Genomic DNA, 20,337 nt, shown 5'->3' on the forward strand with positions numbered 1-20,337 from the left:
TGACGGTTGGCTGAACCCATGACCTCTCGGAATCACGTCTGCCACATCGTGCCTCCCTACCTGATGCAGCGGCTCGATCCCGGTCGTCTCGACCAGGACAACGGTTTCCGAGCCGCTCGGGCCGAGCACCTGACGAGGGTCCTCGCCGAGCTCCCTGCCCCGGAGGCGGGCAGCACCGCCGCCGAGGCCGGCGACTGGACCGTCTACTCCGCCGGCAACGGCACCGACCTTCCCGGCGACAAGGTCCGGGCCGCGGGCGAGCCGGAGTCGGGCGACGAGAGCGTCGACGAGGCCGCGGCCGGCATCACCGGCTCGTTGGCGCTCTTCGAGGAGGTCTACGGCCGCGACTCCTACGACGGGCGGGGCATCGAGGTCGTGATGACCGTCCACTACGACCGGGACTACGCCAACGCCTTCTGGGACGGCACCCAGCTGGTCTTCGGCGACGGCGACGGCAGGGTCTTCCAGCGCTTCACCAAGGCCGTCGACGTGATCGGCCACGAGCTCTCCCACGCGGTCACCGAGCACACCGCGGGTCTCGTCTACCAGGGCCAGCCCGGTGCGCTCAACGAGTCGATGTCGGACGTGTTCGGCTCCTGCCTGAAGCAGCGCCTCCTCGGTCAGAGCGCCGACGAGGCCGACTGGATCATCGGCGAGGGCCTCTTCACCGAGTCGGTCCAGGGCGTCGGGCTGCGGAACATGCTCGAGCCGGGGACGGCCTATGACGACCCCGAGCTCGGCAAGGACCCGCAGCCGGCCCACATGGACGACATCTACGACGGCACCGACGACAACGGCGGCGTCCACATCAACTCCGGCATCCCCAACCGCGCCTTCGCCCTCGCCGCCAAGGCGATCGGCGGCAACTCGTGGGACGGGGCCGGCAAGATCTGGTACGCCGCGCTCACCAACGGCGCCGTCACCACCGACACCGACTTCGCCGGGTTCGCGGCGGCCACCGTCGCCGAGGCCGGGGAGCACGCCGAGGCGGTCACGACGGCATGGTCCGAGGTCGGGGTCACCCCGGCGTCCGGCACGTCCGGGCCCGACGGTGAGGCGCCGACCGTGGTGAGGCTACGTCGCAGCGGCGGTTTCATCGGACGTACGCAGGAGGGGGTCGCCGAGCTCGCACCCGACGACGCCCAGGCGGCCACGGTGCGTGACCTGCTGGCCAACGCGACCCCGTCCAAGCCGAAGGGCGCCGACCGCTACATCTACGAGTTCGAGGTGGACGGCCGGAGAACCGTCGTGCACGAGGGAGACATGACTCCCGAGCTGCGCGCGCTCGCCAACCGGATGCTCGAGCAGTAGACCGGAGGAGCTACTCGCCGAGGGCCTGGTTGAGGGCCGCCTCGACGTGCACGGTGATGGCGTCGAGGATGGGTACGTCGACGTCGCTGGGCCGCACCAGGAGGCTGAGTTCGGAGGCACCGAGGATGACGCCGTCGGACCCGGCGTCCCACAACTCGTGGACGACCTCGAGGACCCGCTTGCGCGACCCGGACACCACGTTCCGGTGGACGAGCTCCTCGTAGATGATCGAGTCGAGCAGCTCCACGTGGAGGGTGTCGGGCAGGTTCACGTCGACGCCGTGGTCGGAGATCCGCTGCGCGAAGAAGTCGTTCTCCACGGTGTAGCGGGTGGCGAGGAAGCCGGCCTTCGTGATGCCCAGCTCCTTGGCCTTGGCGGCGAGCACGTCGGCCAGGTGCAGCACGGGTACGTCGACGGCTGCCGCGACCTCGTCGTAGACCTTGTGGAAGGTGGTGGTGCACAGCAGGATGAAGTCGGCGCCACCGGCCACGACGCTGCGGGCGGAGGCGACGAGGATCTCGGCGACCTGGTCCCAGGCCTCCTTCTCCTGCAGCGCCGTCAGCTCAGCCAGGTCGACGGAGGCCAGCACGATCTTGGCGGAGTGAAGACCGCCGAGCCGCTCCTGGACACCCTTGTTGAGTCCCTCGTAGTAAGCGGCTGTGCTTTCCCAGCTCATGCCGCCGATGAGTCCGATCGTCTGCACGCATCGAGTGTGACACCGTCGGCTGCCGCGTACTGAATCCTCGGCGCCCCTCTGGCCTGGTCCAGACCAGGTCAGAGGCCGGATCCGTGGCTGGATCGGGGATCGGATCGGGGGTCGGGTTCAGCTCTCGCGGTGCACCTTGTGCGGGGCGGCCTGGGCACGCGGCTTGATGACCAGCTCGTCGATGTTGACGTGAGCCGGGCGGGTGGCCATCCAGACGATCGCGTCGGCGATGTCCTCGGCCACCAGCGGGTCCGCGACGCCCCGGTAGACGGCGTCGGCGGCGGCCTGGTCGCCCCCGAGGCGTACGAGCGAGAACTCCTCGGTCTGCACCATGCCCGGCGCGATCTCCATGATCCGGACCGGCTTGTCGACGATCTCCAGGCGCAGCGCCTCGGTGACCGCACGGGTGCCGAACTTCGCCGCGTTGTAGCCCGCCCCGCCCTCGTAGGCACGCCGGCCCGCGATCGAGCCGACGTTGATGACCGCGCCCGCTCCGGAGGCGATCAGTGCCGGGAGCAGCGCCTTGGTCACCCGGGTCAGGCCGATCACGTTGACCTCGAACATCGCCTGCCACTTGGCCAGATCGGCCTCGGCCACCTGGTCCACGCCGAAGGCGCCGCCGGCGTTGTTGACCAGCAGGTCGAGACGGTCACCGACCGCTTCGGCCAGCGCGGCGACGGACTCGTCGGAGGTGACGTCGGTCGCCACCGCGGTGCCGCCGATCTCCGCGGCCAGGGCCTCGATCCGGTCGGTCCGGCGAGCGGCGAGGAAGACGTGGTAGCCCTCCTTGGCGAGCTGGCGGGCGGTGGCGGCGCCGATCCCGCTCGAGGCACCGGTGACGACAGCGTTCTTGGAGGACATGCAGCCATTCTCTCGTGGGTCGCTCGACATTGGGTACCGGGTCCCACGATCGAAGATGATTCCCGCCGCGGGGAATGATGTCCCATATTCGCGTGTTGGAAGATGCGACCGAGGGCGTTCACAAGAAGGGGCAGGCATGATCCACCGCGTGGCGATGGTCAGTCTGCACACCTCTCCGCTGGATCAGCCCGGCACCGGCGACGCCGGCGGCATGAACGTCTACGTCCTCGAGCTCTCCCGGCGGCTGGCCACGCAGGGCATCGCGGTCGACATCTTCACGCGCGCGACCTCCTCGCGTCTGCCGCAGGTCGTGGAGGCGTACGACGGGGTGGCGGTCCACCACGTCCACGCCGGTCCCTTCGAGGGGCTCGCCAAGGGCGATCTTCCCGGTCAGCTGTGCACGTTCGCGCGCGAGGTGCTCCGCGCCGAGGCGTCCAACCCGCCGGGCTACTTCGACGCCGTGCACTCCCACTACTGGCTCTCCGGCCAGGTCGGGGCGCTCTCCCGTGACCGCTGGGGTGTGCCGCTGGTCCACTCCATGCACACGATGGCCAAGGTCAAGAACGAGGCGCTCGCCGAGGGTGACAGCCCCGAGCCCGAGGCCCGGGTGATCGGCGAGGAGCAGGTCGTCGAGGCCGCCGACATGCTGATCGCCAACACCGATCTCGAGGCCAAGCAGCTGATCAACATGTACGACGCCGAGCCCGGTCGCGTCGCCGTCGTGCATCCCGGGGTCGACCTGCGAGTCTTCCGTCCGCGCGGGCGGGCCGCCGCGCGTGCCGCGCTCGGGCTCCCTGCCCGGGCCCACGTGCTCCTCTTCGCCGGTCGGATCCAGCCGCTCAAGGCCCCCGACGTACTCCTGCGGGCGGCCGCGGTCATGCTCGCCCGCGACCCGTCGCTGCGTCGCAACCTCGTCGTCCCGATCGTCGGCGGCCCTTCCGGCTCCGGTCTGGAGCACCCGACCGGGCTGGCCGATCTCGCCGCTGAGCTGGGGATATCCGACGTGGTCCGGTTCGTCCCGCCGGTGCGCCAGGACGAGCTCGCGCTGTGGTACTCCGCCGCCTCCGTCGTCGCCGTCCCCTCCTACAACGAGTCCTTCGGTCTGGTCGCCGTCGAGGCCCAGGCCTGCGGCACCCCCGTCGTCGCGGCCGCAGTCGGCGGTCTGACCACCGCGGTGCACCACGGCCGCAGCGGGCTCCTGGTCGACGGGCACGACCCGGCCCAGTGGGCCGACGCCCTCACCAACGCCGTCATCTCCCACTCGCGCTGGTCCGCGCTCGCCGACGGCGCCCGCGAACACGCCCAGGACTTCTCCTGGGATCTCACCGCACGCAATACGCTCGAGGTCTACGAAGAGGCCAAGATGCTGATGCGTGAGGAGCTGACTGCATGACTGCGGATACGCGGACGGACCTGGACGAGGTCGTACGCGGCTGGCTGAAGTCCAACGACCTGACCTGGGACGAGACGGCCCTGCCGAGCGGGGACCTGGTGTTCTCGTTCTCGCTCCCGGGCGAGCGCAAGCTGCAGACGCCGGTCCGGCTCGACCTGGGGCAGCACGCGTTGGGTGTGCATGCCTTCGTCTGTCGCCGTCCCGACGAGAACTTCGAGACCGTCTACCGCTGGCTGCTCGAGCGCAACCTGCGGCTCTACGGGGTCGCCTTCGGGCTCGACCGGCTCGGCGACATCTACCTCGACGGCCGGCTGCCGCTGGCGATGGTCGAGGCCGGTGAGCTCGACCGGTTGCTCGGCTCGGTCCTGACGTACGCGGACGAGTCCTTCAACACCATCCTCGAGCTCGGCTTCGCCTCCTCGATCCGCAAGGAGTGGGAGTGGCGCAAGCTGCGCGGTGAGTCCACCGCCAACCTCGAGGCGTTCCGGGGCTGGCTCGAGGCTGGCGAGGACGAGGCGAAGGACTAGCGCGGCTGGCGGCGGGTGATCAGCACACCCGCGATGCACATCGCGCCACCGACGAAGGCGAGCGCCGGCGGCACCTCGCCGAGCACCAGCCACGCCATCAGCGCGGTGATGAACGGCACCAGGAACGTCGACTGTGCGAACTTGCCGGCGTCGGAGTGCGAGAGCGCATAGGCCCAGGTCACGAATGCCAGTGCGCTCGGGAACAGGCCGAGGTAGACGATCCAGCCGATGTTGCCGAGGCTGATGTCGGGGATCGTGGTGGCCAGCTCGAGCGACCAGGGCAGGCAGATGACGAGGCCGGCCACGGCGTACCAGAACGTCAGGAGCAGCGCGCTCATCGTCGGCAGCAGCTTCTTCTGCGTCAGCACCCCGACCGCGAAGGTCAGTGCCGCGACCAGGGAGAGGATGACGCCGATCCAGTCGCCGGTGTCGCCGTTGGCCGAGGCGCGCCCGATCAGGACGACGCCTGCGAACCCGACGCCGGTCCCGATCAGGATCCAGCGATGGATGCGCTCCTTGAGGACGAGCCCGACCAGGAGCGCGACCACGATCGGTCCGACCTGGATGATCAGCGCGGCGGTGGCGGCGTCGATGCGCCGCTCCGACTCGTTGAGCGCGAGGTTGTAGATGCCCAGCCACGACGCGCCGCCGAGCGCGATCAGCGGCCACTCCTTCTTGGTCGGCAGCCGGAACCCACCTTTCAGGGCGAGGTAGGCACCGAGCGCCGCGACCATCACGATCAGCCGGCCCAGCGACAGGCTCCCCGGAGGGACGGTGTCACCCAGGTGCCGGATCCCGACGAACGCCGACGCCCACAGCACCAGCGTGACCCCGCAGGCCACCAGCGGCTTCCAGAGCGGTGTCGTCGTGGCGGGGGCCGGTTCGATCGTCGTCGTCACGGTAAAAGGCTAGAGACACCTACGCATTCGAGCGAGCGGATATCAGCCAACGATGTCCGACATCCCGCCATCTCGTCGCCGCCGAATCGGTAGTTCTGTCGCGCGAGTCCGTAGTTGTGGGCGACGAAGGTCTACTTTCGTCGCCCACAACTACCGACTCGGCCTCCAAAAGTGCGGACTCGCCCGGGGTGTCAGCCGCGGAAGGTTCGTCTGTACGCCGTGGGGGTGATGCCGAGGGCGGCGTGGAAGTGGAGGCGGAGGGACTGGGCGGTGTTGAGTCCGCAGCGGGCGGCGACCTGCTCCATGCTCAGGTCGGTGGTCTCCAGCAGCGTGCGGGCGAGCTCGATGCGCTGGCGCTGGAGCCAGCGGCCGGGGGAGTCGCCGGTCTCGTCGCGGAACCGCCTGGTGAAGGTACGCACCGACATCGACACCTGGGACGCCATCGCCTCCAGGGTGAGCGGCTGGTCGAGGTGAGCGAGCGCCCAGGCGGTCGCCGCCGAGATGCCGGCGTCGCCCGGGGCAGGTGCGGGGTGGCGGATGAACTGGGCCTGGCCGCCGTCGCGGTGGGGAGGTACGACCGTTACCCGGGCGACGCGGTTGGCGACCGCGGCGCCGTGGTCGCTGCGTACGACATGCAGGCAGAGGTCCACGCCGGAGGCCACGCCGGCGGAGGTGAGGATGTCGCCGTCGTCGACGAAGAGTACGTCAGGGTCCAGCCTGACCTGCGGAAACAGAGCTCGGAAGTCGTCGGTGTGTGCCCAGTGGGTGGTCGCGGGACGGCCGTCGAGGAGACCTGCGGCGGCGAGTGCGAAGGCGCCGGTGCAGATCGACATGATCCGGGTGCCGGGCCGGATCATGTCGAGCGCCTCCTTCAGCGGCGCCGTCAGCACGCCGTCCGACACCGTCGGGTAGTCACGGCCGAACTTCGGGATCACCACGGTGTCGGCCTCGGCGAGGGCCTCCGGCCCGTGCGGAGCGAGGACGACCATGTCGGAGTCCGACTGCACGGGCCCTGGGCCGTCGGTGGTGCAGGTGACGACCTCGTAGAGCAGCCGGTCCCGGCTGTCGCGAGCCTTGCCGAAGATCCGGTGCGGGATGCCGACCTCGAACGGGATGAACCCGTCCTGGATCAGCACCGCGACCCGGTGCGGAGATGGAACCCATTCGTCGCCCATGGCTGGATCTTATCGATAGATGTCAATCAGGCCACTGTCAGTCCGGGCGCGCACTCGGGAAAATCATCTCCATGACCCAGACGACGACCCCGCCGCCTGTCGGCCGTACCTCCGCGCGCCGTCCGCGCATCCACCCCGCCTGGTGGGTGGCCGGCATCGCCTTCGTGACCATCGTCGGCGCCGCCGCCTTCACCGCGGCACCTGGCCTCCTGGTCGGTCCGCTGCACGAGGAGTTCGGCTGGTCGCGCGGCACGATCGGGGCCGGGATCACGCTGCAGCTCGCGCTCTACGGCCTGACCGCCCCGTTCGCCGCAGCGCTGATGGACCGCTTCGGGATCCGCCCGGTGGTGGCCGTCGCGCTCACCATGATCACCCTCGGCTCGCTCGGGACCGTCTGGATGAGCGAGTCGTGGCAGTTCGTCCTCGGCTGGGGCGTCCTCGTCGGTGGTGGCAGCGGCTGCATGGCGCTCGCCTTCGGTGCCACGATCACCACCCGCTGGTTCGACAAGCGGCAGGGCCTGGTCAGCGGCCTGCTGACGGCTGGTGGCGCCTCGGGACAGCTGATCTTCCTGCCGGTGCTGGCGGTGCTGATCGGGGAGTTCGGCTGGCGGGCCGCCTCGGTCACGATCGCTCTCGTCGCCGCCGTCATCCCGTTCGTGCTCCTGCTGCTCCGCGACTACCCGGCCGACGTCGGCCTGGCGCCCTACGGAGCCTCGCAGATCGTGCCGCGGCCCGCGCCCGCGACCGGCGCCGCGCTACGGACCGTGCGCGTGCTCGGGATGGCGATGCGTACGAAGGCCTTCTGGCTCCTCGCCGGCGCCTTCGCGATCTGCGGAATCACCACGAACGGGCTGATCAGGACCCACTTCGTGCCCGCCGCCCACGACCACGGGATGGCCACGGTCGCGGCCGCCTCGCTGCTCGCCGTGATCGGCATCTTCGACGTTGCCGGGACGATCTTCTCCGGCTGGCTCACCGACCGCTTCAACCCGGTGGTGCTGCTCGGCGTCTACTACTCGCTGCGCGGCATCTCGCTGATCTTCCTGCCGATGCTGCTGGCGCCCGAGGTGCACATCCCGATGGTGTTCTTCATCGTCTTCTACGGCCTCGACTGGGTCGCCACCGTGCCGCCCACGCTCGCACTGTGCCGCGAGGTCTGGCCCGAGGACGCCCCGATCGTCTTCGGCTGGGTCCTCGCCTCCCACCAGGTCGGCGCCGGCCTGGTCGCCTGGGTCGGCGGCGTCGTCCGCGATGTCACGGGCTCCTACGACCTGGTCTGGTACGCCGCCGGCGCGCTGTGCGCCGCCGCCGCGCTGATGTCGCTGGTGGTGCCGCGCGAGCCGATGGGCCAGGCGTAGCGGACTCACCCGCCAGCGCACTCGTCGCTGTCGCCGCCGGAGTAGCAGACATGCGCGCCGGGGGACGGCTCAGGATCGACCCGCTCGGAGGTGGGCCGCTCGGGGGAGGGCCGCTGCCAGTCGATCGCGGGCACGGCGAACAGAACTGCGCTCACCGCGACGATCAATGCGACGACCAGGTGTGAGATCACTCCGGCCACCGAGCGTCGAAGGACTGCCATCCCGAGCGCTCCCAGCGACGCCAGCGCCATCAGGACGAGGACGACCCGGTAGGCAACCACGTTCTCGGCCGAAGGTGGCCCGCAGTATCCGTCGCCCGCGAAGCAGAAGTAGGACATGAAGACGTTCGCCAGGGCAATGAGGACGAGGACCACCGAGAATCCGACGAGCAGGATCTCGACCCAGGGGAGTGGGCTGCTGGGCACCGGCTCGTCCTCCGCTTGCACATCCGCCTTCTCGACCTCGTCCACCGAGGCCGCGCTCGAGCCTGCCCGGCGGTCGAAGGCGAGGCGTACGACGACGACCACGAGTGCGATCACGACCGACCACGCGAGGAGAGGGACCTGGTGGACACCGGGTGTCGTGAAGATCTGGGACGCGTACGCGAGGAACTCCCCGACCAACACGTCCGGATGCGCCTCGATGCCGTATCCAGGCCGGATCATCGGCCCGATCGCGGTGAGGGCGATGATGACCGTCTGGACCATCCACACCCCGGCCAGCACGAATGGCCAGGTCAGGAGGGCGAGCAGTCCGCGTGGTCCGCGTCCGACGCTCAGCACGAGCACGCCGGCCAGGACTGGAACCGTCAGCCAGGCCCACCAGTACGTCGACGACGTGGGCGGCACGACCTGGCCGAACCAGCTGTACGCGGCGCCGCCCAGCGGAGCGAGAGCGAGACCGCGCAGCCACGACGGGCCGAGCGCGGCAACCAGTCCGAGAGCGACTGCCACGACCGTGACGAGCACGGTGATCAGCTGCAGCGCCCAGAGCACGAGCTCGAGGTAGACGCCTCGCTCGCCCAGCACACGGATGGTCGCGAGAGCGATCAGAGCGACCCCACCGATCGCGGCAGCGATTGCCGCCGCCGGCCGGTCGCGCCGGACCGCGGCCGCAGCGCCGCCGAGCGTACCGGCGACGATGGCGACAGCGACCAGCTCGCCCATGGCCGCGGCATCGAACGGTGATGCGTCTGGAAGGACGCCGGGCAGGAAGCCGACGAGCCAGGCGAGCGCCGAGAGCAGGACGATCGCGATCACCGGGATCGTGGGCGTTCGGGGGTTGGAGGGGGTCACATGCGAATCCTGCAGGTAAAACCACGCGCGGCACATGAGTTCGGACGCTCAACCGGGTACGCGTAAATAGATCGTGGGAGTCGTGAGGTCAGCCTGTGACCTCACGACTCCCACGTCGGAACGACTTCCTACAGGTCGAGCTTGTAGCCCAGCCCACGCACGGTGACCAGGAACTTCGGCTCGGACGGGTCCGGCTCGAGCTTGGCGCGCAGGCGCTTGACGTGTACGTCCAGGGTCTTGGTGTCGCCGACGTAGTCGGAGCCCCAGACGCGGTCGATGAGCTGGCCGCGGGTGAGGACCCGGCCGGGGTTGCGCAGGAACATCTCGAGGAGCTCGAACTCCTTGAGCGGCAGGCGCTGCTCGTTGCCGTCGACGGTCACGACGTGGCGCTCCACGTCCATCCGGACCGGTCCGGCCTCGAGCGTGGCGGGGGCGGCGTCGGGCTCGGTGCCGCGCCGCAGGACGGCGCGGATGCGGGCGACGAGCTCGCGCGGGGAGTAGGGCTTGGTGACGTAGTCGTCGGCGCCGAGCTCGAGCCCGACGACCTTGTCGACCTCGTCGTCCTTGGCGGTCACCATGATGACCGGGACGGACGAGGTGGCCCGGATCTGCCGGCACACCTCGGTGCCGGAGAGGCCGGGAAGCATCAGGTCGAGCAGCACGATGTCTGCCCCGTTGCGGTCGAACTCCTTCAGAGCGTCGGTGCCGTCCTCGGCGACGGCGACCTCGAAGCCCTCCTTGCGGAGCATGTAGGACAGCGCCTCGCTGTAGCTGGCTTCATCTTCGACGACGAGTACCCGGGTCACGGGCGTTCCTCCTTGCTTGTGCCGGACTGCCCGGCAGTTGGTAGGTGCTGGGGCAGGGTGAGGGTGAAGGTGGAACCCTGACCCTCCTGCGACCACACCTTGACCTCGCCACCATGCGTGGCGGCGACGTGTTTGACGATCGAGAGGCCGAGACCGGTGCCGCCGGTGGAGCGGTGGCGGGCCGGGTCGACGCGGTAGAACCGCTCGAAGATCCGGTCGATCTCCGTGGACGGGATGCCGATGCCCTGGTCGACCACGGAGATCTCGACCGAGCCGTCGGTGGCGCGGGTCGAGACGGTCACGGTCGAGCCGGGGTCGGAGTAGGCGACGGCGTTGGAGACCAGGTTGGTGACCGCGGTCGAGACCTGCTCCTCGTTGCCGAAGACGTGCAGCCCGGCGGTGCCGGCGCCGACCACGTTGATGTTCTTGGCGTCGGCATCGACGGTCGAGCTGTCGATCGCGGACACGATGACCTTGTCGACGTCGACCGCGACGGGGGCCTCCAGCGGCTCGTCGCCCTGGAGCCGGGACAGCTCGATGATCTGCTGGACCAGCTCGGTCAGGCGCTCGGACTCGTGGATCATCCGGTTGGAGAAGCGGCGTACGGCCTCGGGGTCGTCGGAGGCCTCGGTGACCGCGTCGGCGAGCACCCTGATCGCCCCGACCGGGGTCTTGAGCTCGTGGCTGACGTTGGCGACGAAGTCGCGGCGCACGGCCTCCACCCGGCGCTCCCGGGTGCGGTCCTCGACGAGGGCGAGGGCGAGGCGCGTGCCGAGCGGGGCGACCCGGGCGGTGACGTGCCGCGACGCCCCGTTGGAGCGGGAGATCACCAGCTCGGTCTCGCGGATCTGGCCGTCACGGCGCACACCGTGGACGAGCTCGGAGAGCTCGGGCGAGACCAGCGAGGTGCCGCGCACCAGGCCCAGGGCGTACGCCGGGGCGCTGGCCTTCAGGACGGTGTCGTCCTCGTCCACGACGACTGCACTGCTACGCAGCACCGAGAGGACGGCGGCCACCTCGGAGGGAACCTTGGGCGGCTCCACCTCCGGGATCCGTTGCCGGGAACGTTCGCTCATCGCCCACGCAAGCACCGCCGCTCCGGCGACGACAGCGCCGAGGAGCGCAGCAAGAAAGGCCTGCGTCGTCGAGTCCACACGATCAGGGTAATCCCATCAAACACCCATTCTTCACCTCCGGACGCTTCCGCGCCGAACGTTCACCATCGGTTCACTCGCGATGAAGATCCGTACATGTCGGGTGTCTAGGATCAGGTTCATGCGTGCTGCTTTCCATGACGACCTCGATGCCATCTTCACCGATCTGACCAGTGTCTGTGAGCTGGTGTCGGTGGCCGTGCGCGACGCCACCATCGCTCTTCTCGAGGCCCGCAACGACCTCGCCGAGCAGGTGATCGACAAGGATGTCGAGATCGACGACGCCCGCGAGCGCATCGAGGAGAACGCACTCGAGCTGCTCGGCCTGCAGTCCCCGGTCGCCGGCGACCTCCGCGTCGTCGTCGCCGCGCTGCGGATGATCTCCGACCTCGAGCGGATGGGCGACCTCTCCGTCCACGTCGCCAAGATCGCCAGGCTGCGTACGCCGAACAAGGCCGTCCCCGAGCTGGCCCAGCCGACCATCGCCAAGATGGCCGAGATCGCCCAGCAGATGGTCGAGCGCACCTGCGAGATCCTCCGCACCCGCGATGTCTCCGCAGCTCAGGACCTGGTCGCCGACGACGACGAGATGGACCAGCTGCGACGCAAGTCCTTCGCCGAGCTGCTGGGCCAGGACTGGACCCACGGCGTCGAGCCCGCCGTCGACGTGGCTCTCCTGGGCCGCTACTACGAGCGCATCGCCGACCACGCCGTCACGGTGGCCAACCGGGTCGTCTTCGTGGTCACCGGCGAGGTCCCGGCCGACTCCTGACCCGCCGAGACGGCGGGTTTGTTGCTACTGCTTGCCCTGGTTGGCGACAGCCTCGGCCGCGGCGGCCGCAGCCTCGGGGTCGAGGTAGGTGCCGCCGGTGACGACCGGCTTCAGCGACTCGTCGAGCTCGTAGACCAGCGGCTGGGCCGTGGGGATGTTGAGCTTGGCGATGTCGGTGTCGGAGATGTTGTCGAGGTGCTTGACCAGCGCGCGCAGGCTGTTGCCGTGGGCGGTGACCAGGACGGTCTTGCCGGCCTGGAGGTCGGGCACGATCGCCGACTCCCAGTAGGGGATCATCCGGGCGACGACGTCCTTGAGGCACTCGGTGGCGGGCACCTCGATGTCGGCGTAGCGCGGGTCACCGGCCTGGGAGAACTCGGAGTCGGCCTCGATCGGCGGGGGCGGGACGTCGTAGGAACGACGCCACAGCTGGAACTGCTCCTCGCCGAACTTCTTCAGCGTCTCGGACTTGTTCTTGCCCTGCAGCGCGCCGTAGTGGCGCTCGTTGAGGCGCCAGTCGCGGCGCACCGGGATCCAGTGGCGCTCGGCGGTGTCGAGAGCGATGTTGGCGGTGTTGATCGCGCGGCGCAGCAGGCTGGTGTGGACCAGGTCGGGAAGGATCCCGGCCTCGGCGAGCAGCTTGCCGCCGTTGACGGCCTCGGCGCGACCCTTGTCGGTGAGGTCGACGTCGACCCAGCCGGTGGACAGGTTGAGCGCGTTCCACTCGCTCTCGCCGTGACGCAGCAGGACGAGCTTGTAGGTCATCAGTGGGCTTCCTCGGCGCCGGGGAGGGCAGCCGGGGGGAACTCGCAGGAGTAGGGGTCCTCGGAGATCGTGCCCGCGGACTCGCCGTGCTCCTCGGTCTCGGCCTCGGCACCGGCCTCGGTCTCCGTGGCGTGCTCGCCCTCGGTGGCCTCACCCTCGGTGGCGTGCTCGTCCTCGGTGGCGGTCTCGGCCGGCAGGGTCGAGGCCTCCTCGCCGGTGGCCGCACCCTCGGACGCCTCGGCCTCGGCGTTCTTGCCCTTCTTCGCGGGCTTGGTGGTGGTCTCGTCGACGGCGGCGACGACCTCGGCGTAGGGACCGCACTGGGTGACCACGGGGACCGAGATGGTCCGCTCCTCACCGTCGGAGAAGGTGAAGGTCATCGGGATGCTGTCGCCGGGCTTGAAGTCACCGGTGACCGCGATCCCGCCGTTGGCCGGGTCGGCCAGGTTGATGATGCCGGCGGTGGGCAGCTCGATCGGGGTGAACGACTCGGGCGTGACCGTCTTGCTGGCCTCGGAGCCGGTCGCGATCGAGGTGACCGACGGCAGCGCCTCGCCGGCGACCGCCGGGTTGATCGCCGGGTCGAGCGAGAAGGTGCCGACCAGGATGCCGGAGCCTTCCTGCGCGGTCACGATGCGGGCCGCGTTGATCCGGATGGCACCGTCGAGCGTCGAGCCGCCGTGGGCGATCTCGTTGGGCCGGTCGGTTGCGTAGTCGAAGCTGCTGCAGGCGGTGAGCGCCGGCAGGGCGAGAGCCACGAGGGCGCCCGTCACCGCGAGCCGCTTCCGCATAACCTTGGTCGTCACGCGCGACACTCTATCCGCCCGATCCGGTGATCTCGGAAAAGGGTCAGGCACGCAGGTCAGGCGCCGGTCACGCACGCAGTCCGACGGCGCTCGCGGCGTACAGCATCGCGCCGACCACGGCGGCGATGTAGACCAGCGTGACGCCGAGCAGCTTCCCGGCCCCGAGCTGGAGCCCGGCCTTGAGCGGCAGGTACGTCCAGCCGTCCTCGTTGTCGGCGACCAGGCCCCACAGGGCGGTGAGGAAGTGGACCCCGACACCCAGCGCGGCGGCGAGCACCACCATCGCCCAGTGGGGCGGGCCGCCGGTGGTCTCGCCGGCCCAGCCCGCGTACGAGATGTATCCGGGGTAGCAGGCGAAGGCGGCCGCCCACAGGACCCAGGAGAAGAGGCCCTTGCGCAGCAGTACGTTGGCGAGCATCCCGATCACGAGCGAGCCCAGGTAGAACAGCCCCGCGACGGTGCCCGAGGTGACCGAGAGCGGGATCACGAGGAGCACGCCGCAGCACAGCGCGAACCAGACGCCTCCGGCTTCGAGGCGGCCGTCCGAGATCGGCTTGCCCTCGCGCTCGTGACGGCGGTCGACGGCCTGGTCGACGAGGTCGTTGTGCCAGCCGAGGACGGCCTGGCCGACGAGCACGGTGACCGCGATGAGGGCGACCTCGCGGGTGCTCAGCCCGGCGAGGACCGCGGCGACCGAGAGGCCGATCGCCGTCAGCACGGCCTGACGGGGGTGAGTGGTGCGGATGAGGAGGAACGGGGCCCAGTTGCCGATCCTGTCCATGACGCTCTGACTGCTCGCCGGGGCATCAGGAACGGCCGACGCGCTGGGCTGCGTCTCTTCCGGGTCCTGATCCTGGGCGTGCGACGACACGGTGAAGATGGTCTTGGGGGCGCTCTGCGATGCATTCGCCATGGCGGCAGTATCGGGCACTCTGCCGACACGCGCAGGACAACAGGCTGGCTACGACGAGATTTCGGCCCCGTTTCGAAATCAGCCATGCTGCCACTCTTCACCGGCCTGCGCGCGCGGAACCACACAAGTTGTCATTCTGTCAACCCCAGATTGAGCCCCTGACCTGCAGAAACGCGGAATCCGAATTCTAAGATCCGTGGTAGACTTATGGTCCTAGGAAGGGGTACCTAAAAATATGACTTTCACCGTCGGCGAGACCGTCGTATACCCGAACCATGGCGCGGCCGTCATCGAAGACATCGAGATGCGCACCATCAAGGGCGAGGAGCGGCAGTATCTGGTCCTCCGCATCATCGCTCAGCAGGACCTCGTGGTGCGTGTTCCGGCCAACAATCTCGAGCTCGTCGGAGTTCGAGACGTCGTAGACAAGGACGGGCTTGATCGAGTCTTCGAGGTGCTTCGTGCGGAGCACGTCGAAGAGCCGACCAACTGGTCGCGTCGTTACAAGGCAAACCTGGAGAAGCTGCACAGCGGCGATGTCATGAAGGTCGCCGAGGTCGTGCGTGACCTGTGGCGTCGTGAGCGTGACCGTGGCCTCTCCGCCGGGGAGAAGCGCATGCTCGCCAAGGCACGCCAGATCCTCGTCTCGGAGCTCGCGCTGTGCGAGCACACCAACGAAGACAAGGCTGAAGTCCTCCTCGATGAGGTGCTGGCCAGCTGACGCTGGTATCGGTCTGCGTTACAGGCTCCGGGTCATCCCGGGGCCTGTTTCGCGTTTTCAGAGCGATCAGCCCGGCCGATACGGTGACCCCATGGAGGACCCCTACGCCGACTACGACGAGATCGACGAGACCGCCGAGCTGCCGCCGGCCCTCGGGATCGTCGCCGACGACGGCCGGGGCTCGCTGCCGTTCGCGCTGATCCACGGTGAGGCGCTGGTCGCCGCGGCGACCTGGTCCCTCGGCGAGTCCGGCGTGACCCCCGTGGACTTCACCACGTCGTGGGAGGGGATCGTCGCGGCCGAGGAGCCGCTGGTCCTGCACGACTCGCTGTGCCCGATGACGCCGCCGGCCTTCATCGCCCACTGCGTCTCGACCGCGCTCGCCCGCGAGGCGGTCGTGGTCGGCGTACGCCCGGTCACCGACACGGTCAAGAAGCTCACCGCCGAGGACGGGGTGCCGGTGCTCGGTGAGACCGTCGACCGGTCCGCGCTCGTCTCGGTCGCGGCGCCGATCGTGCTGCCTCCGGCCGTGGTCGCCGCGCTCGACGCCTGGCCCTCCGGCGACTTCGCCGAGATCGCGGGTGCCTTGGCCCGCCGGTTCCCGGTCGTCTCGGTCGAGGCGCCGCCGGTCGGTCGCCGGGTGACGTCGCCGGACGACGTACGCCTGCTGGAGGCGCTCTCGCGCAGCCGGATCAGCTGAGCTGTCTGTTTCGGGCTTCGCTTCAGCCGAGCAGCGCCGCGGCCGCCTGGAGGTCGTCGGCGAAGGTCACCTTGAGGTTCAGTGGCGAGCTGGGCACGGCGACGATGCGTACGTCGGAGGCGTAGCGCTCCAGCGTCGCACCGGTGTCGGTGCCGTCGAAGCCGTCGGCCGCGGCCTGGGCATAGGCGGCCAGGAGGTCGGCCGCCCGGAACGCCTGCGGTGTCTGTACGCCGACGAGAGCACCACCCACCGGCTGGAGATCGCGCGCCGAGAGATGGGTGAGCGGGGCGGCGGGGATGGCGCCCCCGTGCTCGCGGGCGACACCGATGACCGCGGCGTAGAGCTCGGGCGCCGCCAGTGGCCGGGCGGTGTCGTGGATCGCGACCACGTCGACCCGGCCGGCCTCGATGTCGGCACGGAGCACGCCGAGCGCGGCCTGCTCGGAGGCGTGGCGGGTGGCGCCGCCGGTGACCATCGCGACCTCGCGCTCGCCCAGCAGGGGTTGCGCGACAGCGGCGACCGCCTCCTCGTCGCCGCTGCGTACGACCAGGACCAGGCGGTGCACGTCGGGCACCTCGAGGGCGGTACGGAGCGAGAGACCGAGGGCTGAGGAGGCCGGATCGTCGGACCCGTCGAGCGGGAGCAGCACCTTGTTGGTGGCGGCTCCGACGCGGGTGCCGGATCCGGCGGCCAGGAGTACGAGAGCGGCGGGCACCCCTGGAGGCTATCCGTTCGGTGGCGGAGACGGCCGAGGGGCTGGGCGCTGGTGTTTACGCACCCGTAACAGAGCGAAACAGGAGGTGTCCCTCACGCGTCCTACGGTTCAAATCCACCGAAGGGAGGACCCGACGAATGTCGACGAAGCGGCTCGGGCCGGCGACGTCATGAGTGCTCACGCGCAGCGGGACGACCACGCAGAGTGGCAGTCCGTCTGTCCCGTCGAAGCGCTCGAGGTGAAGCGCGGCGCCACGGCACTGGTCCACGGGCAGGCCATCGCCATCTTCCGGATGCCCGACGACGCCGTCTATGCGCTGGGCAACCACGACCCGTTCGCCAAGGCATCGGTGATCGCCAAGGGCATCGTCGGGGTCCGCGACGGCGTGCCGTTCGTGGCCTCGCCCGCCCACCGGCACGGGTTCGACCTGCGTACCGGGCAGTGCCTGGAGGACCCGCACGTGTCCATCCCGGCCTACGAGGTCCGGGTCGTCGACGGGCTCATCCACGTCGGGCACCGGAAGGTCGCCTGACTGCACCCGATCGGCAGGCCGTCTGGGAGACTGCGGTCGTGCAGCTTCCTCTGGTCGGCATCGGGACCGACGTACACAGCCTTGCCGACGGTGTCCCGATGCACGTGGCCGGCCTCGCCTTCCCCGACGAGAAGCAGGGTCTGGCCGGGCACTCCGACGGCGACGTGGCCGCCCACGCCTGCTGCGACGCGCTCTTCTCCGCGGCGGGTCTCGGTGACCTGGGGTCGAACTTCGGCACCTCCGAGCCCGAGTGGGCCGGCGCCGCCGGCGTCGTCCTGCTGGCGGAGGCCGCGCGCCGGGTCCGGGAGGCCGGTTTCGAGATCGGCAACGTCGCGGTCCAGGTGATCGGCAACCGGCCCAAGATCGGTCCGCGGCGCGACGAGGCCAACCAGGCGCTCTCCGCGGCGGCCGGCGCGCCGGTCACGGTGACGGCGACGACCTCCGACGGCCTCGGGCTCACCGGCCGAGGCGAAGGTGTCGCTGCCATCGCAACCGCGCTCATCGTGCGTCGCGATAGGTAGGGAACACGCGTCCGTCCCTAGACTTGGGGCATGGCACTCAGGCTCTACGACTCGGCGACCCGTGAAGTACGTGACTTCACCCCCTTGCAGCCCGGCAAGGCGTCGCTCTATGTCTGTGGCCTGACCGTGCAGAGCGAGCCGCATGTCGGGCACGTCCGCAGCGGGGTGAACTTCGACGTGCTGCAGCGCTGGCTGCGGGCGTCGGGGTACGAGACCACCTTCATCCGCAACGTGACCGACATCGACGACAAGATCCTGGCGAAGTCCGCCGACCAGGGGCGCCCCTGGTACAACCTCGCCTACGACATGCACCGCGAGCTCGACGCCGCCTACGCCTCGCTCAACGTCGCCCGGCCGACCTACGAGCCGCTGGCCACCGGTCACATCCCCGAGATCATCGCGCTCATCGAGGAGCTGATCGCGAAGGGTCACGCCTACGCCGCCGAGGATGGTTCGGCCGACGTCTACTTCGACGTGCGCTCCTGGCCCGCCTACGGTGAGCTGTCGGGGCAGAAGGTCGACGACATGGAGGCCGCCGCCGACGCCGACCCGCGCGGCAAGCGCGACCCGCGTGACTTCGCGCTGTGGAAGGGCCGGAAGGTCTCCGAGCCGGAGACCGCCTCGTGGCCCTCGCCCTGGGGGCTGGGACGTCCCGGCTGGCACATCGAGTGCTCGGCGATGGCCGGGAAATACCTCGGTCCCGCCTTCGACTTCCACGGCGGAGGCCTCGACCTGCGCTTCCCGCACCACGAGAACGAGCAGGCCCAGTCGCGCGCTGCCGGCCGGCCGTTCGCGAGCTACTGGCTGCACAACGCCTGGATCACCACCTCCGGCGAGAAGATGTCGAAGTCGCTGGGCAACTCGCTGGTCATCCCCGAGGTCCTGAAGAAGGTACGCGGCATCGAGCTGCGCTACTACCTGGTCGCGGCCCACTACCGGTCGCACGTCGAGTTCTCCTTCGAGGCGCTCGACGAGGCGGCTGCCGGGTTCCAGCGGATCGAGGGCTTCCTCGACCGGGCGGCTTCGGTGATCGGTGAGATCCCGGCCGACGGCGTCCCGTCCACCGACTTCGTCGCCGCGATGGACGACGACCTCGGCACTCCCGCCGCCGTCGCCGCCCTGCACGAGGTCGTCCGGGAGGGCAACAAGCTGCTCGCCGACGGCGACAGCCCGGCGCTGCGCGGGGTCGCCACGAGCGTCCGCGCGATGCTGGACATCCTCGGTCTGGACCCCGCCGACCCCTCGTGGGGTCCGGAGAGCGGTGCCGACGAGAAGCTGACCGGTGCGCTGGACGTACTCGTCCGCGGGGTCCTGGACGAGCGCGCGGAGGCGCGCGCCGCCAAGGACTGGGCCCGCGCAGATGCCATGCGAGACCGGCTCAAGGACGCCGGGATCGAGATCGAGGACACCCCTGAGGGTCCGAAATGGAGCGTTAACTGATGGCAGGCAACTCCCAGCGTCGCGGAGCGATCGCGAAGGGACGCAAGAAGGGTGCCCAGGTCGGGTCCGGCGGCAACCGCCGTCGCGGGCTCGAAGGCAAGGGTCCGACGCCGAAGGCGAAGGACCGGCCCTACCACAAGGCCCACAAGGCGGCCCAGGCCGCCGAGCAGCGGGCCGGCAAGGGTCCGCGCAAGCGGGCCGCGGGCGACGCCGAGTGGATCATCGGACGCAACTCCGTGGTCGAGGCACTGCGCGAGGACGTACCGGTCAACGGGATCTACGTCGCCGAGGGCGCCGAGCGTGACGGGCGGCTGCGCGAGGCGTTCCTGCTCGCCTCCGAGAAGGGCATCTCGCTGCTCGAGGTGACCAAGGTCGAGCTCGACCGGCTCACCGGCTTCAACGGCCACCAGGGCCTGGCGGCACGCATCCCCGCCTATGAGTACGCCCACGCCGACGACCTGATCGACCGTGCCGCCGAGATCGGGGAGAAGCCGCTGATCGTGGCCCTCGACCAGGTCACCGACCCGCGCAACCTGGGCGCCATCGTGCGTTCGGCTGCCGCGTTCGGCGCCCACGGCGTGGTGATCCCGGAGCGTCGTGCGGCCGGGATGACCGCCGCCGCCTGGAAGACGAGCGCCGGTGCGGCGTCGCGGATCCCGGTCGCCCAGACGGTCAACCTGACCCGGCAGCTCAAGGCCTACCAGGACGCCGGCTGCATGGTCGTCGGGCTCGACATGGAGGGCGACATCACGCTGCCGGAGCTGGGCGCACCCGACGGTCTCGCCGACGGTCCGCTGGTGATCGTCGTCGGTGCCGAGGGCGGCGGGCTCTCGCGTCTGGTCCAGGAGACCTGCGACCAGATAGTCTCGATCCCGATGGCCAACTCGGTGGAGTCCCTCAATGCCGGCGTCGCTGCGTCGGTCGTGCTCTACGCCGTCGCGGAGGCGCGCCGCTGATCTCCCGCCGC

The 20,337-nt window shown here is 69.8% G+C and carries 22 protein-coding genes; 11 read left to right on the forward strand and 11 right to left on the reverse strand.

The annotated features are described in order from the left end of the window. The first annotated feature begins 18 nt into the window (after positions 1 to 18). The gene (locus HD557_RS02775) at positions 19 to 1,311 is read left to right on the forward strand and encodes a protealysin inhibitor emfourin (protein WP_196872744.1); all 1,293 of its coding nucleotides are present in this window, start codon (positions 19 to 21) and stop codon (positions 1,309 to 1,311) included. A 10-nt stretch (positions 1,312 to 1,321) separates the two neighbouring features. Here the strand turns inward: HD557_RS02775 and HD557_RS02780 are convergent, their stop codons facing one another. Both HD557_RS02780 and HD557_RS02785 read right to left on the reverse strand, forming a co-directional pair. Further along, positions 1,322 to 2,014, reverse strand: a complete 693-nt coding sequence (locus tag HD557_RS02780) for an aspartate/glutamate racemase family protein (RefSeq protein WP_008360761.1) — start codon at positions 2,012 to 2,014, stop codon at positions 1,322 to 1,324. 120 nt (positions 2,015 to 2,134) lie between these two features. After that, positions 2,135 to 2,878, reverse strand: a complete 744-nt coding sequence (locus HD557_RS02785) for an SDR family NAD(P)-dependent oxidoreductase (RefSeq protein WP_196872745.1) — start codon at positions 2,876 to 2,878, stop codon at positions 2,135 to 2,137. A gap of 136 nt (positions 2,879 to 3,014) precedes the next feature. Here HD557_RS02785 and mshA point away from each other — a divergent pair, with 136 nt between their 5' ends. Together mshA and HD557_RS02795 are read left to right on the forward strand one after the other, a co-directional pair. Then, on the forward strand, positions 3,015 to 4,271 hold the full coding sequence (gene mshA, locus HD557_RS02790) for a D-inositol-3-phosphate glycosyltransferase (protein WP_008360765.1): 1,257 nt from the start codon (positions 3,015 to 3,017) through the stop codon (positions 4,269 to 4,271). Then, a complete protein-coding gene (locus tag HD557_RS02795; protein ID WP_008360766.1) occupies positions 4,268 to 4,798 on the forward strand; it encodes a type III secretion system chaperone family protein in 531 nt (176 codons plus the stop codon). Before mshA ends, HD557_RS02795 begins: the two co-directional genes overlap by 4 nt. Here the strand turns inward: HD557_RS02795 and HD557_RS02800 are convergent. Both HD557_RS02800 and HD557_RS02805 read right to left on the reverse strand, forming a co-directional pair. Further along, complete coding sequence (locus HD557_RS02800; RefSeq protein WP_008360768.1) at positions 4,795 to 5,697, reverse strand: DMT family transporter; 903 nt, start codon at positions 5,695 to 5,697, stop codon at positions 4,795 to 4,797. The genes HD557_RS02795 and HD557_RS02800 overlap by 4 nt on opposite strands. A 191-nt stretch (positions 5,698 to 5,888) precedes the next feature. Beyond that, on the reverse strand, positions 5,889 to 6,872 hold the full coding sequence (locus tag HD557_RS02805; RefSeq protein WP_196872746.1) for a GlxA family transcriptional regulator: 984 nt from the start codon (positions 6,870 to 6,872) through the stop codon (positions 5,889 to 5,891). Positions 6,873 to 6,943: 71 nt separating this feature from the next. On the opposite strand from HD557_RS02805, the gene HD557_RS02810 reads away from it, so the two are divergent. Next, positions 6,944 to 8,230: an MFS transporter gene (locus HD557_RS02810; protein WP_196872747.1), complete on the forward strand. Its 1,287-nt coding sequence runs from the start codon at positions 6,944 to 6,946 to the stop codon at positions 8,228 to 8,230. A 5-nt stretch (positions 8,231 to 8,235) separates the two neighbouring features. Here HD557_RS02810 and HD557_RS02815 read toward each other — a convergent pair whose 3' ends face one another. From HD557_RS02815 to HD557_RS02825, 3 genes are all read right to left on the reverse strand, one after another. Further along, positions 8,236 to 9,525 (reverse strand): hypothetical protein, encoded by a 1,290-nt coding sequence (locus HD557_RS02815; RefSeq protein WP_196872748.1) that lies wholly within the window; start codon positions 9,523 to 9,525, stop codon positions 8,236 to 8,238. Positions 9,526 to 9,653: 128 nt separating this feature from the next. Beyond that, positions 9,654 to 10,331 carry a response regulator transcription factor gene (locus HD557_RS02820; protein ID WP_008360778.1) on the reverse strand — a complete coding sequence of 226 codons (678 nt, stop codon included), beginning with the start codon at positions 10,329 to 10,331 and terminating at the stop codon, positions 9,654 to 9,656. Continuing rightward, positions 10,328 to 11,485 carry a sensor histidine kinase gene (locus HD557_RS02825; RefSeq protein WP_008360780.1) on the reverse strand — a complete coding sequence of 386 codons (1,158 nt, stop codon included), beginning with the start codon at positions 11,483 to 11,485 and terminating at the stop codon, positions 10,328 to 10,330. Before HD557_RS02825 ends, HD557_RS02820 begins: the two co-directional genes overlap by 4 nt. Before the next feature lie 121 nt (positions 11,486 to 11,606). Between HD557_RS02825 and phoU the strand changes: the two genes are divergently transcribed. After that, a complete protein-coding gene (gene phoU / locus HD557_RS02830) occupies positions 11,607 to 12,257 on the forward strand; it encodes a phosphate signaling complex protein PhoU (protein WP_008360782.1) in 651 nt (216 codons plus the stop codon). Positions 12,258 to 12,281: 24 nt separating this feature from the next. Here phoU and HD557_RS02835 read toward each other — a convergent pair whose 3' ends face one another. The 3 genes from HD557_RS02835 to HD557_RS02845 all read right to left on the reverse strand — a co-directional run bounded on the left by HD557_RS02835 (position 12,282) and on the right by HD557_RS02845 (position 14,741). Beyond that, positions 12,282 to 13,022, reverse strand: a complete 741-nt coding sequence (locus tag HD557_RS02835; RefSeq protein WP_008360784.1) for a phosphoglyceromutase — start codon at positions 13,020 to 13,022, stop codon at positions 12,282 to 12,284. Next, on the reverse strand, positions 13,022 to 13,828 hold the full coding sequence (locus tag HD557_RS02840; RefSeq protein WP_196872749.1) for a hypothetical protein: 807 nt from the start codon (positions 13,826 to 13,828) through the stop codon (positions 13,022 to 13,024). The genes HD557_RS02835 and HD557_RS02840 overlap by 1 nt, the downstream gene beginning before the upstream one ends. 67 nt (positions 13,829 to 13,895) lie before the next feature. Beyond that, on the reverse strand, positions 13,896 to 14,741 hold the full coding sequence (locus tag HD557_RS02845) for a UbiA family prenyltransferase (RefSeq protein ID WP_196872750.1): 846 nt from the start codon (positions 14,739 to 14,741) through the stop codon (positions 13,896 to 13,898). 235 nt (positions 14,742 to 14,976) lie between these two features. Here HD557_RS02845 and HD557_RS02850 point away from each other — a divergent pair, with 235 nt between their 5' ends. Beyond that, positions 14,977 to 15,462 (forward strand): CarD family transcriptional regulator, encoded by a 486-nt coding sequence (locus HD557_RS02850; RefSeq protein WP_008360791.1) that lies wholly within the window; start codon positions 14,977 to 14,979, stop codon positions 15,460 to 15,462. Between the two features lie 91 nt (positions 15,463 to 15,553). Continuing rightward, complete coding sequence (locus HD557_RS02855) at positions 15,554 to 16,162, forward strand: 2-C-methyl-D-erythritol 4-phosphate cytidylyltransferase (RefSeq protein ID WP_196872751.1); 609 nt, start codon at positions 15,554 to 15,556, stop codon at positions 16,160 to 16,162. A 22-nt stretch (positions 16,163 to 16,184) separates the two neighbouring features. On the opposite strand, the gene HD557_RS02860 is transcribed toward HD557_RS02855, so the two are convergent. After that, positions 16,185 to 16,877 (reverse strand): IspD/TarI family cytidylyltransferase, encoded by a 693-nt coding sequence (locus tag HD557_RS02860; protein ID WP_196872752.1) that lies wholly within the window; start codon positions 16,875 to 16,877, stop codon positions 16,185 to 16,187. A 169-nt stretch (positions 16,878 to 17,046) separates the two neighbouring features. Between HD557_RS02860 and nirD the strand changes: the two genes are divergently transcribed. The 4 genes from nirD to rlmB are packed head-to-tail and all read left to right on the forward strand — an operon-like array spanning position 17,047 to position 20,326. Next, on the forward strand, positions 17,047 to 17,409 hold the full coding sequence (nirD, locus tag HD557_RS02865; protein ID WP_008360796.1) for a nitrite reductase small subunit NirD: 363 nt from the start codon (positions 17,047 to 17,049) through the stop codon (positions 17,407 to 17,409). A gap of 38 nt (positions 17,410 to 17,447) precedes the next feature. Continuing rightward, positions 17,448 to 17,930, forward strand: a complete 483-nt coding sequence (gene ispF / locus HD557_RS02870; RefSeq protein WP_196872753.1) for a 2-C-methyl-D-erythritol 2,4-cyclodiphosphate synthase — start codon at positions 17,448 to 17,450, stop codon at positions 17,928 to 17,930. Positions 17,931 to 17,960: 30 nt separating this feature from the next. Further along, on the forward strand, positions 17,961 to 19,370 hold the full coding sequence (cysS, locus tag HD557_RS02875) for a cysteine--tRNA ligase (protein ID WP_008360799.1): 1,410 nt from the start codon (positions 17,961 to 17,963) through the stop codon (positions 19,368 to 19,370). Then, entirely contained in the window at positions 19,370 to 20,326 is a 957-nt protein-coding gene (gene rlmB / locus HD557_RS02880; RefSeq protein ID WP_008360801.1) for a 23S rRNA (guanosine(2251)-2'-O)-methyltransferase RlmB, read from the forward strand. The genes cysS and rlmB overlap by 1 nt, the downstream gene beginning before the upstream one ends. Positions 20,327 to 20,337 lie beyond the last annotated feature (11 nt).

Origin of the sequence: Nocardioides luteus (genome assembly GCF_015752315.1) — a bacterium.
Lineage (GTDB): Bacteria > Actinomycetota > Actinomycetes > Propionibacteriales > Nocardioidaceae > Nocardioides.

Excerpts from the sequence above, each read along its gene's own strand:
- HD557_RS02775 (WP_196872744.1), top strand. The coding sequence starts at position 19 with ATGACCTCTCGGAATCACGTCTGCCACATCGTGCCTCCCTACCTGATG.
- HD557_RS02785 (WP_196872745.1), bottom strand. The coding sequence starts at position 2,878 with ATGTCCTCCAAGAACGCTGTCGTCACCGGTGCCTCGAGCGGGATCGGC.
- mshA (WP_008360765.1), top strand. The coding sequence starts at position 3,015 with ATGATCCACCGCGTGGCGATGGTCAGTCTGCACACCTCTCCGCTGGAT.
- HD557_RS02795 (WP_008360766.1), top strand. The coding sequence starts at position 4,268 with ATGACTGCGGATACGCGGACGGACCTGGACGAGGTCGTACGCGGCTGG.
- HD557_RS02805 (WP_196872746.1), bottom strand. The coding sequence starts at position 6,872 with ATGGGCGACGAATGGGTTCCATCTCCGCACCGGGTCGCGGTGCTGATC.
- HD557_RS02810 (WP_196872747.1), top strand. The coding sequence starts at position 6,944 with ATGACCCAGACGACGACCCCGCCGCCTGTCGGCCGTACCTCCGCGCGC.
- phoU (WP_008360782.1), top strand. The coding sequence starts at position 11,607 with ATGCGTGCTGCTTTCCATGACGACCTCGATGCCATCTTCACCGATCTG.
- HD557_RS02835 (WP_008360784.1), bottom strand. The coding sequence starts at position 13,022 with ATGACCTACAAGCTCGTCCTGCTGCGTCACGGCGAGAGCGAGTGGAAC.
- HD557_RS02845 (WP_196872750.1), bottom strand. The coding sequence starts at position 14,741 with ATGGCGAATGCATCGCAGAGCGCCCCCAAGACCATCTTCACCGTGTCG.
- HD557_RS02850 (WP_008360791.1), top strand. The coding sequence starts at position 14,977 with ATGACTTTCACCGTCGGCGAGACCGTCGTATACCCGAACCATGGCGCG.
- HD557_RS02855 (WP_196872751.1), top strand. The coding sequence starts at position 15,554 with ATGGAGGACCCCTACGCCGACTACGACGAGATCGACGAGACCGCCGAG.
- nirD (WP_008360796.1), top strand. The coding sequence starts at position 17,047 with ATGAGTGCTCACGCGCAGCGGGACGACCACGCAGAGTGGCAGTCCGTC.
- cysS (WP_008360799.1), top strand. The coding sequence starts at position 17,961 with ATGGCACTCAGGCTCTACGACTCGGCGACCCGTGAAGTACGTGACTTC.
- rlmB (WP_008360801.1), top strand. The coding sequence starts at position 19,370 with ATGGCAGGCAACTCCCAGCGTCGCGGAGCGATCGCGAAGGGACGCAAG.